Origin of the sequence: Streptomyces sp. NPDC050534 (assembly GCF_044457745.1) — a bacterium.
Lineage (GTDB): Bacteria > Actinomycetota > Actinomycetes > Streptomycetales > Streptomycetaceae > Streptomyces.
Genome location: NZ_JBITHF010000008.1, coordinates 483,650 through 499,711, shown reverse-complemented (window position 1 = coordinate 499,711; position 16,062 = coordinate 483,650). Strand labels below are relative to the sequence as shown.

At 70.6% G+C, this 16,062-nt stretch carries 15 protein-coding genes; 10 read left to right on the top strand and 5 right to left on the bottom strand.

From position 1 onward, the window contains the following. Positions 1–3: 3 nt before the first annotated feature. The 8 genes from ACIBN2_RS27670 to ACIBN2_RS27635 all read left to right on the top strand — a co-directional run bounded on the left by ACIBN2_RS27670 (position 4) and on the right by ACIBN2_RS27635 (position 8,906). Complete coding sequence (locus ACIBN2_RS27670) at positions 4–738, top strand: YcnI family protein (protein WP_399138168.1); 735 nt, start codon at positions 4–6, stop codon at positions 736–738. Between the two features lie 86 nt (positions 739–824). Further along, a complete protein-coding gene (locus tag ACIBN2_RS27665; protein WP_399138166.1) occupies positions 825–1,478 on the top strand; it encodes an SCO family protein in 654 nt (217 codons plus the stop codon). Then, complete coding sequence (locus ACIBN2_RS27660) at positions 1,475–1,948, top strand: copper chaperone PCu(A)C (protein ID WP_399138164.1); 474 nt, start codon at positions 1,475–1,477, stop codon at positions 1,946–1,948. Before ACIBN2_RS27665 ends, ACIBN2_RS27660 begins: the two co-directional genes overlap by 4 nt. Positions 1,949–1,961: 13 nt before the next feature. Next, positions 1,962–3,950 carry a copper resistance CopC/CopD family protein gene (locus tag ACIBN2_RS27655; RefSeq protein WP_399138163.1) on the top strand — a complete coding sequence of 663 codons (1,989 nt, stop codon included), beginning with the start codon at positions 1,962–1,964 and terminating at the stop codon, positions 3,948–3,950. A gap of 8 nt (positions 3,951–3,958) precedes the next feature. After that, a complete protein-coding gene (gene efeB / locus ACIBN2_RS27650) occupies positions 3,959–5,248 on the top strand; it encodes an iron uptake transporter deferrochelatase/peroxidase subunit (protein WP_399138161.1) in 1,290 nt (429 codons plus the stop codon). 81 nt (positions 5,249–5,329) lie between these two features. Continuing rightward, a complete protein-coding gene (pheA, locus tag ACIBN2_RS27645) occupies positions 5,330–6,262 on the top strand; it encodes a prephenate dehydratase (protein ID WP_399138159.1) in 933 nt (310 codons plus the stop codon). A gap of 551 nt (positions 6,263–6,813) precedes the next feature. Further along, the gene (serS, locus tag ACIBN2_RS27640) at positions 6,814–8,091 is read left to right on the top strand and encodes a serine--tRNA ligase (RefSeq protein ID WP_399138157.1); all 1,278 of its coding nucleotides are present in this window, start codon (positions 6,814–6,816) and stop codon (positions 8,089–8,091) included. Further along, positions 8,088–8,906, top strand: coding sequence for an HAD family hydrolase (locus ACIBN2_RS27635; protein ID WP_399138155.1), 819 nt, complete (start codon positions 8,088–8,090; stop codon positions 8,904–8,906). The genes serS and ACIBN2_RS27635 overlap by 4 nt, the downstream gene beginning before the upstream one ends. Before the next feature lie 362 nt (positions 8,907–9,268). Here the strand turns inward: ACIBN2_RS27635 and ACIBN2_RS27630 are convergent, their stop codons facing one another. The 5 genes from ACIBN2_RS27630 to ACIBN2_RS27610 form a co-directional block, all read right to left on the bottom strand. Next, on the bottom strand, positions 9,269–9,469 hold the full coding sequence (locus tag ACIBN2_RS27630; protein ID WP_399138154.1) for a hypothetical protein: 201 nt from the start codon (positions 9,467–9,469) through the stop codon (positions 9,269–9,271). 111 nt (positions 9,470–9,580) lie between these two features. Then, complete coding sequence (locus ACIBN2_RS27625) at positions 9,581–10,300, bottom strand: ABC transporter permease subunit (protein WP_399138152.1); 720 nt, start codon at positions 10,298–10,300, stop codon at positions 9,581–9,583. Between the two features lie 10 nt (positions 10,301–10,310). Further along, positions 10,311–11,222 carry an ABC transporter ATP-binding protein gene (locus tag ACIBN2_RS27620; RefSeq protein WP_399138150.1) on the bottom strand — a complete coding sequence of 304 codons (912 nt, stop codon included), beginning with the start codon at positions 11,220–11,222 and terminating at the stop codon, positions 10,311–10,313. Then, a complete protein-coding gene (locus tag ACIBN2_RS27615; protein WP_399138148.1) occupies positions 11,219–12,136 on the bottom strand; it encodes an ABC transporter permease in 918 nt (305 codons plus the stop codon). Before ACIBN2_RS27615 ends, ACIBN2_RS27620 begins: the two co-directional genes overlap by 4 nt. Next, complete coding sequence (locus ACIBN2_RS27610) at positions 12,126–13,100, bottom strand: ABC transporter ATP-binding protein (protein WP_399138246.1); 975 nt, start codon at positions 13,098–13,100, stop codon at positions 12,126–12,128. The genes ACIBN2_RS27615 and ACIBN2_RS27610 overlap by 11 nt, the downstream gene beginning before the upstream one ends. A gap of 258 nt (positions 13,101–13,358) precedes the next feature. Here ACIBN2_RS27610 and ACIBN2_RS27605 point away from each other — a divergent pair, with 258 nt between their 5' ends. Together ACIBN2_RS27605 and ACIBN2_RS27600 are read left to right on the top strand one after the other, a co-directional pair. Next, positions 13,359–14,201: a M24 family metallopeptidase gene (locus tag ACIBN2_RS27605; RefSeq protein ID WP_399138147.1), complete on the top strand. Its 843-nt coding sequence runs from the start codon at positions 13,359–13,361 to the stop codon at positions 14,199–14,201. Continuing rightward, complete coding sequence (locus ACIBN2_RS27600) at positions 14,198–15,958, top strand: SDR family oxidoreductase (RefSeq protein ID WP_399138146.1); 1,761 nt, start codon at positions 14,198–14,200, stop codon at positions 15,956–15,958. Before ACIBN2_RS27605 ends, ACIBN2_RS27600 begins: the two co-directional genes overlap by 4 nt. Positions 15,959–16,062: the final 104 nt, after the last annotated feature.

The window sequence follows — 16,062 nt, the reverse complement described above, 5'->3', positions numbered from 1 at the left end:
TTCATGAAGGCTTCCCGCCTCGCCGCCACCGGCGCCCTCGCCGCCTCGGCCGTCGTCGTCCTGTCCTCGCCCGCCTTCGCGCACGTCAGCGTGCAGCCCGAGGGCACGGCCGCCAAGGGCGGTTACGCGGTCATCGACTTCAAGGTCCCCAACGAGCGCGACGACGCCTCGACCACCAGGCTCGAGGTCACCTTCCCCTCCGACCACCCGCTGGCCTCCGCCATGCCGCAGCCGATGGACGGCTGGGACATCAAGGTCACCAAGTCCAAGCTGGCCAAGCCGATCGAGATGCACGGCGAGAAGATCGACGAGGCCGTCTCCAAGATCACCTGGACGGCCAAGGACGGCGGCGTCGGGCCCGGCTTCTTCCAGAAGTTCCCGGTCTCCGTCGGCACCCTGCCCGAGGACACCGACCAGCTCGCCTTCAAGGCGCTGCAGACGTACTCCGACAAGGAGGTCGTCCGCTGGATCGAGGTGCAGCAGAAGGGCCAGGAGGAGCCGGAGAACCCGGCCCCGGTGCTCACCCTGTCCGCCGCCGAGGACGGCCACGCGCACGGTTCGACCGCCGAGGACGCGTCCGACAACTCCAAGAACGCCGAGAACACGGCCGCCGACACCTCCGCGGGCTCCGACGGCAGTGACACCACCGCGCGCGTGCTGGGCGTCGTGGGCATCGTCGTCGGCGCGCTGGGCGTGGCGTACGGCGTACTCGCCGGCCGTCGCCGCAGCGACGCCTGAGGCCCGTCCGTCGGTGTGTCCGGGGGCGCGTGCCCGAGCACGGCCCCCGGTGCACACCGGAGCTCTCACATCTGGGACATTTTTCTATGCGCAAGAAGACGTTCGCCGCGGCCGCGCTGCTCGCCGCCGCCTCCCTGACCCTCTCCGCCTGCGGCAGCGGTGACGACGGCAAGTCGCCCGTGTCGGTGGTCTCCGAGGACACCTCGCAGAAGGCCGCGTACATCCTCGACAAGCCCTTCGAGAAGCCGGACATGGTCCTGACCGACACCCAGGGCAAGAAGTACGACTTCCGCAAGGAGACGGCCGGCCGCCCGACGCTGATCTACTTCGGCTACACCCACTGCCCCGACATCTGCCCGCTGACGATGAACAACGTCGCGGTGGCGAAGAAGGCGCTGCCCAAGGCCGAACAGGACAAGCTCCGGGTCGTGTTCGTCACCACCGACCCGGGCCGCGACACCCCGTCCGAGCTCGGCAAGTGGCTCAAGGGCATCGACCCGCAGTTCGTGGGCCTGACCGGCGACTTCGCCACCATCCAGGCCGGCGCCCGCACCCTGGGCATCTCCATCGAGCCGACGCACAAGGACAAGAAGACCGGCAAGACCGTCTCGGTGCACGGCACCCAGGTCATGGCGTTCTCCCCGAAGACGAACGGGGGTTACCTCCTCTACGACGACAAGGCCACCGTCGACGACTACACCAAGGACCTCCCCAAGATCATCAAGGGGGAGAACCCGTGAGGCACCTCGCCGTGCCCGCCACGGTGATAGCCGGAGCCCTGGCCCTGGCGGCCTGCGGCGGCTCCGGCTCTGGCTCCGGCTCCGGCTCCGGCGACGCGAAGGCCGACCTGTCCGTCAGCTCCTCGTACATGCCGCAGCCGGTCTCCGACATGGCCGCGGGCTTCCTCACGATCGCCAACGAGGGCGGCGCGAAGGACGAACTGACCTCCGTCACCAGCGACGCCGCGGGCAGCGTCACCGTCCACCGGACGGTGGGGCAGTCCATGGAGGAGGTAACGTCGCTCGACGTCCCCGCCCACGGCCGGCTCGTCTTCAAGAGCGGCGGCAACCACCTGATGTTCGAGAACCTGAAGCGGAAGCCGAAGCAGGGCGAGAAGGTGACGGTCGAGCTCCACTTCGCCGACTCCGGTCCGATCAAGGTTGAGATGCCGGTGAAGTCCGCCACGTACAACCCCGCGAACGGACACTGAGGGAGGGACCACCGTGACGCAGACCATCACCCCGCGCCGAATGCGGACCCTGGTGCTGCTGTGCCTGACCGTCATCGGCGTCCTCCTCGCCGGTGCCGGGCCGGCCTCCGCGCACGCCGCGCTGACCGGCAGCGACCCCGCGCAGGGGGTGGTGGTCGACAAGGCGCCCAGCCAGGTCACGCTGACCTTCTCCGAGAAGGTCGCCACGTCCGACGACTCGCTGCGCGTGCTCGACCCCAAGGGCAAGCGCGTCGACGCCGCGAAGCCGTCCAACGTCAGCGGCACCTCGTACGCCGTGCAGCTCAAGAGCGGCCTGCCCGACGGCACCTACACGGTGTCCTGGCAGGTCGTGTCCGCGGACAGCCACCCCGTCGCGGGCGCCTTCACCTTCTCCATCGGCGCCCCGTCCACGACCTCGGTCAAGGTGGTCGGCCAGGAGGTCGGCGGCGGGGTGGTCGGCTGGCTGTACGGCTTCGGCCGCTACATGTCGTACGCCGGCTTCATCGTCATGGTCGGCGGCGCCGCCTTCGTCCTCGCCTGCTGGCAGCGCGGTTCGGGGGTACGGCCGCTGCAGCGGCTCGTCGTCTCCGGATGGCTGTCGCTCACCGCCGCGACCCTGCTGCTTCTGCTCCTGCGCGGCTCCTACACCAGTTCCGGGAAAGCCGGCGACATCTTCGACCTGGGGCTGCTCGGGCAGGTGCTGCAGACCAAGACGGGCGCGGCACTGGTGTCCCGGCTGCTGCTGCTCGCCGCGGCGGCACTCTTCATCGCCGTGCTCTTCGGTGCCTATGACAAGCGGGAGGACGAGGAGAAGCGGGATCTGACCTTCGGGCTCGCGATCGGCGGGTTCGTCGTGTCGGCCGGTCTCGCGGCGAGCTGGGCCATGGCCGAGCACGCCTCCACCGGGCTCCAGCCCGGCATCGCCATGCCGGTCGACGTCGTCCATCTGCTGGCTGTCGCGGCCTGGCTGGGCGGACTGTGCGCACTCCTGGTCGCGCTGTACCGCTCGCCGACCCCGATCGAGTCCGGCGCGGTACGGCGCTTCTCCCAGGTCGCCTTCGGCAGCGTCCTCGCGCTCGTCGCGACCGGCATCTACCAGTCGTGGCGCCAGCTCGGCTCCTGGTCGGCCTTCACCGACACGTCGTACGGCCAGCTGCTGCTCGTCAAGATCGGCCTGGTGTGCGTGCTGGTCGGCATCGCCTGGATGTCCCGGCGCTGGACGGCTCAGCTGGCGGACACGGCGCCCGCCGAGACACGTCAGCGGGAGAAGGCGCACGTCGGCACCGCCTCCACCACGGCCGAGGACACCACGGCCGAGGACACCACGGCCAACGGCTCCGCTGAGGGTGAGGAGACCGCCGCAGGCGGTTCCGAGGCGTCCGGCGACCCCGAGCGCGCCGCCCAGCTCGCCCGCCAGCAGGCCGCCGTGGCCACCGCGGAGAAGAAGCGGCTGCGCGACGCGGACCCGCACCGCTTCGGGCTGCGGCGCTCGGTGCTCGCCGAGGCGGGTGTCGCCGTCGCGCTGCTCGCCGTCACCACCGTGCTGACGCAGACGGAGCCGGGCCGCACTGAGCAGGACGCCAAGGCGGCCACCGCCTCGTCGTCCTCCTCGTCCTCCTCGTCGTCCTCCTCGTCGTCCTCCTCGTCCGACGCGTCGTCCGGCGCTCTGACGCTGACGATGCCGTTCGACACGGGCGGCACGGACGGCAAGGGCGTCGTGTCGGTGGACTTCGACCCCGCGCGCGTGGGCGGCAACGAGCTGCACGTCTACGTCACCCGGCCCAACGGCCGCGCCTTCGACGTCCCCGAGGTGAAGCTCGCCCTCACGCTCGAGGCCAAGAAGATCGGGCCGCTGCCCATCACCCCCGACCGCGTCACCACCGGACACTGGACGGCGACCAACGTGCAGATCCCCATGGCCGGCGACTGGAAGGTCGCCGTGACCGTGCGCAGCTCCGACATCGACCAGGTGACCGTCTCCAAGAACGCGCAGATCGGCTGAACCGCACCATGGCTGACCAGTCCACCCCGCAGGCCCCCGCCCCCGTGGACACGGGTGCCCCGCCCGGGGCCCCCGCCGCGCGGGGCGTCTCGCGGCGCACCCTGCTCGGCACCGCCGGCGCCACCGGGATCGTCCTCGGCGCGGCCGGCGGCGCCGTGGGATACGCGGCCGCGCCCTCCGCGGCCACCCCGCTGACCTCCGTCGGCTCCGGCCGGGCGATGTTTCACGGGAAACATCAGCCCGGCATCACCGAGGGCCTCCAGGCCAAGGGCCACCTCGTCGCCTTCGACCTGGCGGCGGGCGCGGGCCGCCGGGAGGCGGCCGCGCTGCTGCGCCGCTGGTCGGCCACGGCCGAGCGGCTGATGGCGGGCGAGCCCGCGGCGCAGGGCGACACGGGCGTGGCCCGGGACGCGGGGCCGTCGTCGCTGACGATCACCTTCGGTTTCGGGCACAGCTTCTTCTCCCGCACCGGCCTGGAGAAGCGGCGCCCGGCCTCCCTCGACCCGCTGCCCGACTTCTCCTCCGACCACCTCGACAAGGCCCGCAGCAACGGCGATCTGTGGGTCCAGATCGGCGCCGACGACGCCCTCGTGGCCTTCCACGCGCTGCGCGCGATCCAGAAGGACGCGGGGAGCGCCGCCCGGGTGCGCTGGCAGATGAACGGCTTCAACCGCACACCGGGCGCCACCGCCCACCCCATGACGGCACGCAACCTGATGGGCCAGATCGACGGCACACGCAATCCGAAGCCGGCCGACTCCGACTTCGACAAGCGGATCTTCGTGCCCGCGTCCGGCTCGGCCGACCCGTCCTGGATGGCGAACGGCTCCTACGCCGTCGTACGCCGCATCCGCATGCTCCTCGACGACTGGGAGGGGCTGACGCTCGAGGCCCAGGAGAACGTCATCGGGCGCCGCAAGGCCGACGGGGCGCCCCTGTCCGGCGGCTCCGAGACCACCGCGATGAACCTCGACAAGACCGACGCCAAGGGCGAGTACGCCGTCCCCATCAACGCCCACGCGCGCATCACCCGCCCCGACCAGAACGGCGGTTCGGCGATCCTGCGTCGCCCGTTCTCATACCACGACGGCATCGACGCGGACGGGGTGCCCGACGCGGGACTGCTCTTCGTCTGCTGGCAGGCCGACCCGCTGCGCGGCTTCGTCCCCCTCCAGCGCAAGCTCGACCGCGGCGACGCCCTGTCGAAGTACATCCGCCACGAGGCGAGCGGTCTGTTCGCGGTGCCGGGCGGGACGGCGCAGGGGGAGTACGTGGGGCAGCGGCTGCTGGAGGGATGAGGAACCCCCCGGATTCACCCGCCCGAGGGGCCTGGGTGAGACGTGTGAGCCGCGTCCCCGTGAGGCCATTAGGGTGAAGGCATGCCAGCGAGCTACGCGTATCTCGGTCCCGAGGGCACCTTCACCGAAGCCGCCCTGCGCACCCTTCCCGAGACGGCCACCCGGGAGCTGATCCCCTACGTGTCCGTCCAGTCCGCGCTGGACGCGGTCCGCGTCGGCGAGGCCGAGGCCGCCTTCGTGCCGATCGAGAACTCCGTCGAGGGCGGCATCACCACCACGCTCGACGAACTGGTCGCGGGCGCACCGCTGATGATCTACCGCGAGGTGCTGCTGTCGATCACCTTCGCGCTGCTGGTGAGGCCGGGCACCCAGCTCTCCGACATCAAGACGGTCTCCGCGCACCCGGCCGCCCAGCCGCAGGTGCGCAACTGGCTCAGGAACAACCTCCCGGATGCCCACTGGGAGTCGGCCGCCTCGAACGCGGACGCCGCCCGCCTGGTCCAGGAGGGCCAGTACGACGCCGCCTTCGCGGGCGAGTTCGCCGCCGCGCTGTACGGCCTTCAGGCGCTGGAGACCGGGATCCACGACGCCGAGAACGCGCAGACCCGCTTCGTGCTGGTCGGCAGGCCCGCCCGGCCCGCGGCGCCGACCGGCGCCGACAAGACCTCCGTCGTGCTGTGGCAGCGCGACGACCACCCCGGCGGTCTGCGCGACCTGCTCGGCGAGTTCGCCACCCGCGGCATCAACCTGATGCTGCTGCAGTCCCGGCCCACCGGCGCCGGCATCGGCAACTACTGCTTCTGCATCGACGCCGAGGGCCACATCTCCGACCGCCGGGTGGCCGAGGCCCTGATGGGGCTGAAGCGGATCTGCCTGGAGGTGCGGTTCCTCGGTTCGTACCCGCGTGCGGACCTCGGCGTCGAGGACGTGAGCGCCCCGCGGAAGGGGACCTCCGACCGGGAGTTCGTGGCGGCGGCGGACTGGGTGGCCCGCTGCCAGGACGGCCGTTTCTAGCCAGTCGCGCCCACGTGCTCGCCAGTCCTACCTGCAGATTTTCGTTGTCCACAGGAGTTATCCACAGGCGAGCTTCTCGACCTGGGGACAAGTCGACAGCGAGGCGTCAGTCAGTCGACAAATCGCCCTACGGGCCTCCGCGGCGTCCACTCGGGCGCATGTCACCGTTCGTCCACTCGTTTCCTATAGGCAATCCTTTGGGGCGACTGCTTTCCACCGAAAGTGGTGGTAAAAGCTGGTTTGCGCGGGGAATCCGCACGGTGACGCGACGGTTTCGGAGTGATCAATTCCGAAATCCACAGACCCCCCGCACACCCTGTGGATAACTTTTCGAGGGTTGTGGATCGCTGTGGACAAACGACCCCCCAAGTCCCGCTCCGCACAAGGAAATCGAGTCAACCCGGCGCTGACCACCCCTCCCCGTCCAGGGAGTGAGACACTTTTTGTTGACACTGTGCGCAATTCGCTCATGACAGAACGTAAGCCGCAATTCACGACTCCCGGCAATGACGTGTCGTGGGCCGTATCCCCGCACCGGTAGCCTTGACCGCGTGATTGACCTTCGCCTGCTCCGTGAGGACCCCGACCGTGTGCGCGCGTCCCAGCGCGCCCGTGGAGAGGACGTCGCGCTCGTCGACGCTCTCCTGTCTGCCGACGAGCGGCGCAGGTCGTCCGGCGTCCGCTTCGACGAGCTGCGCGCCGAGCAGAAGCAGCTCGGCAAGCTCATCCCCAAGGCATCCGGCGACGAGAAGGCCGAGCTGCTGAAGAAGGCCGGCCAGCTCGCCGCCGACGTCAAGGCCGCCGACGCCGAGCGCGACGCGGCCGACGCCGAGACCCAGGAGCTGCTGCTCCGGCTCGGCAACCTCGTCCACCCGGACGTGCCGGTCGGTGGCGAGGAGGACTTCGTCACCCTCGAGACGCACGGCACGATCCGCGACTTCGGTGCCGAGGGCTTCGAGCCCAAGGACCACCTGGAGCTCGGCACGCTCCTCGGCGCGATCGACGTCGAGCGCGGCGCGAAGGTCTCCGGCTCCCGTTTCTACTTCCTCACCGGTGTCGGCGCCCTGCTGGAGCTCGCCCTCGTCAACGCGGCGATCGCCCAGGCGACGGCGGCCGGCTTCACGCCGATGCTGACGCCCGCCCTGGTCCGCCCCCAGTCGATGGCGGGCACGGGCTTCCTCGGCCAGGCGGCCCAGGACGTCTACCACCTCGACAAGGACGACCTCTACCTCGTCGGCACCTCCGAGGTCCCCCTCGCCGCTTACCACATGGACGAGATCCTGGACGCCGACAAGCTGCCCCTGCGCTACGCCGGCTTCTCGCCCTGCTTCCGCCGCGAGGCCGGCTCGCACGGCAAGGACACCCGGGGCATCTTCCGCGTCCACCAGTTCGACAAGGTGGAGATGTTCTCCTACGTCGCCCCCGAGGACTCGGAGGCGGAGCACCAGCGCCTGCTGGGCTGGGAGAAGCAGTGGCTGACGTCGCTTGAGCTGCCGTTCCGCGTCATCGACGTGGCCACCGGCGACCTCGGCTCCTCGGCCGCCCGCAAGTTCGACTGCGAGGCGTGGATCCCGACCCAGCGCAAGTACCGCGAGCTGACCTCGACCTCGGACTGCACCGAGTTCCAGTCCCGGCGCCTGTCCATCCGCGTCCGTGACGGCAAGCAGGTCAAGCCGCTCGCGACGCTGAACGGCACGCTGTGCGCCGTACCGCGCACGATCGTGGCGATCCTCGAGAACCACCAGCAGGCCGACGGTTCGGTGTACGTGCCCAAGGTGCTGCGTCCGTTCCTCGGCGGCCGGGAGGTCCTGGAACCGGTCGCCAAGTGAGCGAGCCGTCACCCGCCGGGGGTTTCCCGTACCAGCTGATCGCGACCGACCTCGACGGAACGCTCCTGCGCTCCGACGAGTCGGTCTCCCCGCGCACCCGTGAAGCGCTCGCCGCGGCCACCGCGGCGGGCGCCGCGCACATCGTCGTCACCGGCCGCGCGGTCCCCTGGACCCGGCACATCCTCGACGACCTCGGCTACCAGGGCCTCGCGGTCTGCGGCCAGGGCGCCCAGGTCTACGACGCCGGGGCGCACCGCCTGCTGACGTCCGTGACCCTGGACCGGCAGCTGGCGGGCGTGGCACTGGCCAAGATCGAGGCGGAGGTCGGGCCGCTGCATCTCGCGGCGAGCCGTGACGGCCTGTCGGGCGAGGTGCTGGTCGGCCCTGGCTACGCGGTCACCGGCGCGCTCCCGTCCACACCCTTCACGGACGCGTCCGACCTCTGGGCGGCCCCGCTGAACAAGATCTACATACAGCACCCGGACCTGACCGACGACGAGCTCGCGGAGGCCGCCCACCGGGCCGCCGGCGGCTTCGTCACGGTCGCGATGGCGGGCGAGGGCATCGTCGAACTGCTGCCGCTGGGCCTGTCGAAGGCGACCGGCCTGTCACTGGCGGCGCGCCGGCTCGGCCTGAAGGCGGCCGGCACGATCGCCTTCGGCGACATGCCGAACGACATCCCCATGTTCGCCTGGGCGTCCCACGGCGTGGCCATGGCCAACGCCCACGAGCAACTCAAGGCGGTGGCACAGGAGATGACGTCCTCCAACGAGGAGGACGGGATCGCCCTGGTGCTGGAGCGGTTGCTGCCGTAGCAACCGGCAGTCGTGCCGCTGGGACGGCTCCCGGCCCGCGACCGGTCAGCCGTCCCAGCGGAGGATGCCCCCTGGCCAAGGGGGCGACGGGGGAAGGCGGCCCACGCAGGCGCAGCGCGCCGCGTGCTCGAAGCGGCCGCCCCGGGCAGCTCCGGATGCGGAGCGGGCTCCACGGTGGGGTAACTACACCGGAACCCGCCGCGGGCTGCCCTGAAGGGAGCGGGACGTACTGTCGTGCATGGACATCGTCCGGCTCCTCTCCCAGAAAGTGGCGCCGGGCTCACCGTCCGGCGTCGTGGACACAACCACTGTGCCTGTCCGGCGAGTTGGACGCCACCGAATAAATCGGACGTACGGCCGGGCTAGCGGCGCCGCCACTTGCGGCGCCGGCCCTTGCTGAAGAACCACCCCGCGGGCGGCTCGTCGGAGCGCCACGGCTGCGGCTCCGGTCCCTCGTCACGCCAGCGCGCGGCGAGCATGCGGGCGCGGGCAGACGGCTCGGAGGTGTCGGCGGACCGTATGAAGTCCTCGTCCAGGACCAGGTCGTCCCAGTCGTCTGCCATTCCCGCGCCTCCTGACCGTCCGTCCCGTTTTGCCCAGTGTGCCCGGACAGAGGTGAAGCCTCCGTCAAGACGATGCCCCGTCAAGGCAGGGCACCGTCGGGACAAGCGCCGTCACTCCTCCCCGGCGAGCGTCAGCGACCGCAGCTTCTGGCCCGCGTACCAGGTGGCCAGCACGGTCACCACGATCAGCAGCACCGTCGCCGTCGTCAGCCCGACGTCCGAGGTCACCAGGTCCCCGCCGGCCACCTTGTGGGCGACGGCCAGCGACCACTGCTGGACGCTCAGCGTGCGCGCACCGGGCACCAGGGAGCCGAACAGGGCCTCCCAGACCAGCGCGTAGACGAGCCCGAAGACCACGGCGTGCCGGGAGACCGTGCCGAGCAGCAGGAAGAGTGCCGCGTAGGTGATGGACGAGACGAGGGCGGCCACCGTGTAGGCCACGGCGATCTGCTGGCCGTTGCCGTTCAGGATGAAGCCCGCGACGAGCGTGGGCAGCGCCGAGAACACCATCGTGACCGCGATCGCCACGATCAGCTTGGTGAAGATGATCGTCGGCCGCTTCAGCGGCTTGGACAGGAGGTACACCACCGAGCCGTCGTCGATCTCCGGCCCGATCGCGCCCGTGCCGGCGATGACGCCGATGATCGGCACCATGGTGGCGAGTGCGAGCCCGCCCAGCAGGTCGGAGGCCGTCTGGTCGTCGGCGCCCGCCAGGGCGCGCACGACGACGGAGATCGCGATCAGCAGCAGGGGCAGCGCCCCCAGGATGAGGGCCCGGCGGCGGCCGAGCAGAGCCCGATACGTGAGCCGGGCGACTGTGGGGTCGTACATCTTCGGCCTCCTACGCCGCGACCAGATACGAGAACACGGACTCGAGGGACTCGTCGGACGGCGAGACCGTGAGCAGCCGGATGCCGTTGTCCCTGGCCACCCGCGGCAGCAGCGCCGTGAAGCGGCCGAAGTCGACGGCCTGGACGCGCAACGCGCCCTCGGCCAGGTCGACTTCGATGCCGGACGTCGACGGGTCGGCGATCAGCGCGGCCGCGAGGGCGCGGTCGTCGCTGGAACGCACCAGGTAGCGGTGCGGCCGGTCGGTCATCAGGCGGCGGATCTTGCGGAAGTCGCCGCTCGCCGCGTGCCGTCCGGCGACGACGACCTCGATGTGCCAGGCGAGTTGCTCGACCTCTTCGAGGATGTGCGACGAGAACAGCACCGTGCGGCCCTCGTCGCCCATGCGCCGCAGCAGGTCCATCAGCTGCATGCGCTGGCGCGGGTCCATGCCGTTGAAGGGCTCGTCCAGCAGCAGCAGCGAGGGGTCGTGCACCAGGGCGGACGCCATCTTCACGCGCTGGCGCATGCCCTTGGAGTACGTGGAGATCTTGCGGTCCTGCGCGTACTCCATCTCGACCGTGGCGAGGGCCCGCTGGGCGGCCTTGGCGCCGAGACCGTGCAACTCGGCGTTGGCCATGACGAATTCGCGCCCGGTGAGGAAGTCGTACATCGCCTCGCGCTCGGGGACGATGCCGATGTGCTTGTAGATCGCCTCGGTGCGCCACACCTGCTGGCCGTCGAGGGTGACGGTGCCGGTGGAGGGGGCCAGGAAGCCGCCCATCATGTTGATGAGGGTGGACTTTCCGGCGCCGTTGGGACCCAGCAGGCCGGTGACGCCGGGGCCGATGGTCATGGTGATGTCGTTGACGGCGACCACGTTGCCGAACCAGCGGGAGACGTGGTCGATGCTGAGCGTGGTCACAGTCCGACCTTTCGGTAGCGGCGCATCAGGAGGCCGTAACTGGCGGCGATGAGGCCGAGGACGACGAGGACGTAGACGACGCCCTGGCCGCTGCTGGGGCCGACCTCACCGGGGAAGGCCGACTTCGCGCCCAGGAACGCGGTCTGCACACCGTCGACCAGCGTGATCGGTGAGAACAGGCCGATCCAGGGGATGGCCCCCGAGCTGTTCTGCGCGTCCGCGATCGCCTGGAGCGTGGAGACCGCGCCGTAGGAGATGGTCATGACGGCGATGACGGCCGCGATGCCGAAGCCGCGGCGCGGGGTCACCGAGGCGATGACCAGGCCGATGCCGGCGAAGAGCAGTGAGAGCAGAGCCACGGAGACCAGTCCCTGTGCGAAACCCTTCGTCTGGTCGGCGAAGTCGAGCTTGGCCAGCAGGGCGCCCACGTAGAGCACGAGCAGGGGGGCCGCGGTGAGGACGAACATCGCGGAGGCCAGGGCCGCGTACTTCGCCCGCACGTAGTCGGCGGTCTCGATCGGCCGCGAGAAGTACAGCGGCACGGTCTTGAAGCGCAGGTCGCGCGAGACGGACTGCGGTGCCTGCGAGGCGAGGAACAGGCTGATGACGGCCTGCATGATGACCGCGTAGCGCGTGTACTCGACCGGCAGGTCCTTGAGCTTCGTGGCGACCGTGACGGCCACCATGATGGCGGCGGGCACGCACATCACCACGAACAGCAGCATCGGCAGCACCTTGGACTTGATGGAGCGTCCGAGGCCGTAGGCGCCGCGCAGGGACTGCGAGTAGAGCGAGCGGGTGGCGTAGGAGCGGCCGAGGCGGGGGCCGTCGTAGTTGCGGTAGCCGATGTTGTGGATGCGGGTCTGGTCGCCCGGCGCACCGGCCGCCGTCTGCATGGGCTGCTCAACTGCCATGGACAGCCGCCTCCTTCGTCACGTCCCGGTCCTCGGCGTCCGCGTGGAAGACCTCCGAGATGTGGTGCCTGCGCTGTTCCATGCGCACGAGGCCCAGGCCGAGGTCGGCGACGACGTCGCGCACGAGGTCGTAGGTCTCCTCGCCCTGCGCGGTGAGCAGCAGGATGTGTCCGGCGCCCGGCAGGCCGTTGCTGCCGTCGAGGACCTCCACCCCGCGCGCGTGCAGCACCTCGCGCACCGCGCGCGTGCCGTCCGGGTGGTCGTCGGTGTCGGTGACCTCGATCGCCAGCGTCGTGGTGGTCTGGGTGAAGTCCGTGGTGGAGCTGGACCGCAGCAGCTTGCCGCCGTCGATGATCACCACGTGGTCGCAGGTGCGCTCCAGCTCGCCCAGCAGGTGCGAGGTGACCAGGACCGAGATGCCGAAGTCGGTGTGGATACGGCGGATGAGGCCGAGCATCTCGTCGCGGCCGACCGGGTCGAGGCCGTTGGTCGGCTCGTCCAGGAAGACCAGCTGCGGGTCGTGCACCAGGGCCTGCGCGAGCTTGACGCGCTGCTTCATGCCGGTCGAGTAGCCGCCGATCGGGCGGTAGCGCTCCTCGTACAGACCGACGTGGCGCAGCGTGTCCGCGGTGCGCTCGCGCGCGGCCGTGGGCGGCAGGCCGGACATGCGTGCCATGTGGACGACGAACTCGGTCGCCGAGACGTCCGGCGGCAGGCAGTCGTGCTCGGGCATGTAGCCGACCCGCTCCCGGATGGCGGCGCCCTTGGTCGCGACGTCGAGGCCGAGCACTTCTGCGCGGCCCTCGGAGGCGGGGGACAGACCCAGCAGGATCTTGATCAACGTGGACTTGCCGGCTCCGTTTGCTCCGACGAGGCCGGTCACACCGGCCCCGACGTCGACGGAGAGCCGGTCAAGCGCGGTCACCCGGGGGAACCGCTTGCTCAGGCTTTCAGTCGCGATCACAGTCACGTCCACGACGATAGTGACGCGCACCACGCCGGTCGTCAGACCGCAGAGCTGTCTTGGCCTCAGACTCCAGATGTACGGGTCCGTAGGGGTGCCCCCTACCTGAGAGTTACGGAGCGTGGTCCGCCGCCCCGGCCACGCGGTTTTCCACAGCCCCGACCCTCCTATTGACGCGACCTCTAACAACTGTCACATTCATCAGTGTCAAGTTACGGACGCGTACCGCAGTCGGCACGGGCGAGGTTGGGCGGTGGCATGACGACGGCAGTGGCAGGTGAACTCTCCGCGCGGCTCGCGGGGTTCAGGCGGGTGCAGCGCCTCGCCTACGAGTGCGCGGAGGCGGTCGCCGCGCAGCTCCAGCCCGGAGTGACCGAGCGCAAGGCGGCCCGCATGCAGCGGGAGTGGCTGCGCGAGCGGGGCGTGCGGGACTGGTTCCATCTGCCCTTCGCCTGGTTCGGCGACCGCACGGCCTTCGTGAACTTCCGCATCCCGCTCCAGTTCTTCCCCACCGACCGGCGGCTGGAGCCGGGGATGCCGTTCATCCTCGACATGGCCCCGGTGTACGACGGCTTCACGGCCGACATCGGCTACTCGGGATCGCTCGGCATCAACCCCGTGCAGGACCGGCTCATGGCCGACCTGGAGGCGCACCGCGAGCTGATCCTTCGCGAGGTGCGCGAGCGGCGCCCGCTGCGCACGATCTACGAGGACGTCGACCGCCTCATGGTCCGCCAGGGCTACGCCAACCGGCACCGCGCGTATCCCTTCGGCGTGATCGCGCACAAGGTGGACCGGGTGAAGGAGCGCCGCTGGTCGCCGCACCTGTTCGGGTTCGGCACGCAGTCCCTGAAGGGGCTCGCCTCCGACGCGCTGCACGGCCACCGCGACGGCTGGTCCCCGCTGTGGTCGCCCTACCGCTTCTCCGACCACCCGCCGCAGCCGGGCCTGTGGGCGGTCGAACCCCACCTCGGATTCCGGGGCACGGGCGCGAAGTTCGAGGAGATCCTGGTCGTCACCGACTCCCAGGACCCCGAGGAGAGCGCCTTCTGGCTGGACGACGATCTGCCGCACGTGCGGCGCTGGGCGGAGGACAAGTGACGTTGCTGACGGGCGCACGGGAGCGCCGGATCCGGACCGGCGGCGTCGAGCTGCAGGTGGCCGAACTGGGAGACGCCGCACAGCCGACGGTCGTCCTCGTCCACGGCTACCCGGACAGCATGGAGGTGTGGTCGGAGGTCGCCACCCGGCTCGCGGAGCGCTTCCACGTCGTGCTGTACGACGTCCGGGGACACGGCCGGTCGACGGCGCCGAAGCCGCTGCGCGGCGGCTTCACCCTGGAGAAGCTGACCGACGACTTCCTGGCCGTGACCGACGCGGTCAGCCCCGGCCGGCCGGTGCACGTGGTCGGGCACGACTGGGGCTCGGTGCAGTCCTGGGAGTTCGTCACCGTCCGGCGCACCGAGGGGCGCATCGCCTCCTTCACCTCCATGTCCGGACCGTCCCTCGACCACTTCGGCCACTGGATCAACCAGCGGCTGAAGCGGCCCACCCCGGGCCGGATCGGCCAGCTCCTCGGCCAGGGCGCCAAGTCCTGGTACGTGTATCTGCTGCACACGCCCGTGCTGCCCGAACTGGCCTGGCGCGGCCCCCTGGGCAAGCGCTGGCCCGGCATCCTGCGCCGGGTGGAGAAGATCCCCGCCGGCGACTACCCGACCGCCTCGCTGCCCTCGGACGCGGCCCACGGCGCCTGGCTGTACCGCGACAACGTGCGCCCCCGGCTGCGCAGGCCCCGCACCGACGCTTACGCACACGCGCCCGTGCAGCTCATCACGCCCCTCGGGGACGCGTTCCTGTCGGAGCGCCTCTACGACGATCTGGAGCACTGGGTTCCGCAGCTGACCCGCCGCACGCTGCCGGCCAAGCACTGGGTCCCGCGCACGCGTCCCGACCAACTGTCCTCCTGGATCACCGAGTTCATCACCTCCGTCGAAGGCGGCAGGCCCGAGACGGCGCAGCCCACCGGCAAGTACGCCGAACGCTTCGGCGGGCAGCTCGTCCTGGTCACCGGCGCGGGCAGCGGCATCGGACGGGCCACGGCGTTCGCCTTCGCCGAGGCGGGCGCGCGCGTGGTGGCCGTCGACCGGGACGCCGAGGCCGCCGTCCGCACCGCCGAGCTGTCCCGCCTGGTCGGCGCCCCCGAGGCATGGGCGGAGACCGTCGACGTCTCCGACGAGCAGGCCATGGAGAAACTCGCCGACAAGGTCGCCGCCGAGTACGGCGTGGTGGACGTCCTGGTGAACAACGCCGGTATCGGACTGGGTGGTTCCTTCTTCGACACCACCCCCGAGGACTGGAAGAAGGTCCTCGACGTCAACCTGTGGGGCGTGATCCACGGCTGCCACCTGTTCGGGAAGCAGATGGCCGAGCGCGGACAGGGCGGCCACATCGTCAACACCGCCTCGGCGGCGGCGTATCAGCCCTCCAAGGCGCTGCCCGCCTACAGCACCTCCAAGGCGGCCGTGCTGATGCTCAGCGAGTGCCTGCGCGCGGAACTGGCAAGCCAGGGGATAGGCGTGAGCGCGATCTGCCCCGGCTTCGTCAACACCAACATCACCTCCACCGCACGCTTCGCGGGCGTGGACGCCGACGAGGAGAAACGGCGCCAGAAGAGGACGGCGCGCCTGTACGGCCTCAGGAACTACCCGCCGGAGAAGGTCGCCGACGCCATCCTGCGCGCGGTCGTGCGCAACGACGCCGTCGTGCCGGTCACCCCGGAGGCCCGGGGCGCCCACCTCATGTCCCGGTTCGCCCCGCGCGCGCTGCGGGCGATCGCCCGGATGGAACCACCGCTGTGAGCGCGCCGGCCGGGTCACGCGCGGCCGGGACGTGGCCAGACCTGCGGCCGGTGCGCAGTGAGACCTGAGAACGGGACATAGCCGGACCTGGGGAAGGAGGAAAC

What these genes read in the sequence shown, in the direction of transcription:
- ACIBN2_RS27670 (WP_399138168.1), top strand. Translation starts at nt 4, where the DNA reads ATGAAGGCTTCCCGCCTCGCCGCCACCGGCGCCCTCGCCGCCTCGGCC.
- ACIBN2_RS27665 (WP_399138166.1), top strand. Translation starts at nt 825, where the DNA reads ATGCGCAAGAAGACGTTCGCCGCGGCCGCGCTGCTCGCCGCCGCCTCC.
- efeB (WP_399138161.1), top strand. Translation starts at nt 3,959, where the DNA reads ATGGCTGACCAGTCCACCCCGCAGGCCCCCGCCCCCGTGGACACGGGT.
- pheA (WP_399138159.1), top strand. Translation starts at nt 5,330, where the DNA reads ATGCCAGCGAGCTACGCGTATCTCGGTCCCGAGGGCACCTTCACCGAA.
- ACIBN2_RS27630 (WP_399138154.1), bottom strand. Translation starts at nt 9,469, where the DNA reads ATGGCAGACGACTGGGACGACCTGGTCCTGGACGAGGACTTCATACGG.
- ACIBN2_RS27625 (WP_399138152.1), bottom strand. Translation starts at nt 10,300, where the DNA reads ATGTACGACCCCACAGTCGCCCGGCTCACGTATCGGGCTCTGCTCGGC.
- ACIBN2_RS27615 (WP_399138148.1), bottom strand. Translation starts at nt 12,136, where the DNA reads ATGGCAGTTGAGCAGCCCATGCAGACGGCGGCCGGTGCGCCGGGCGAC.
- ACIBN2_RS27605 (WP_399138147.1), top strand. Translation starts at nt 13,359, where the DNA reads ATGACGACGGCAGTGGCAGGTGAACTCTCCGCGCGGCTCGCGGGGTTC.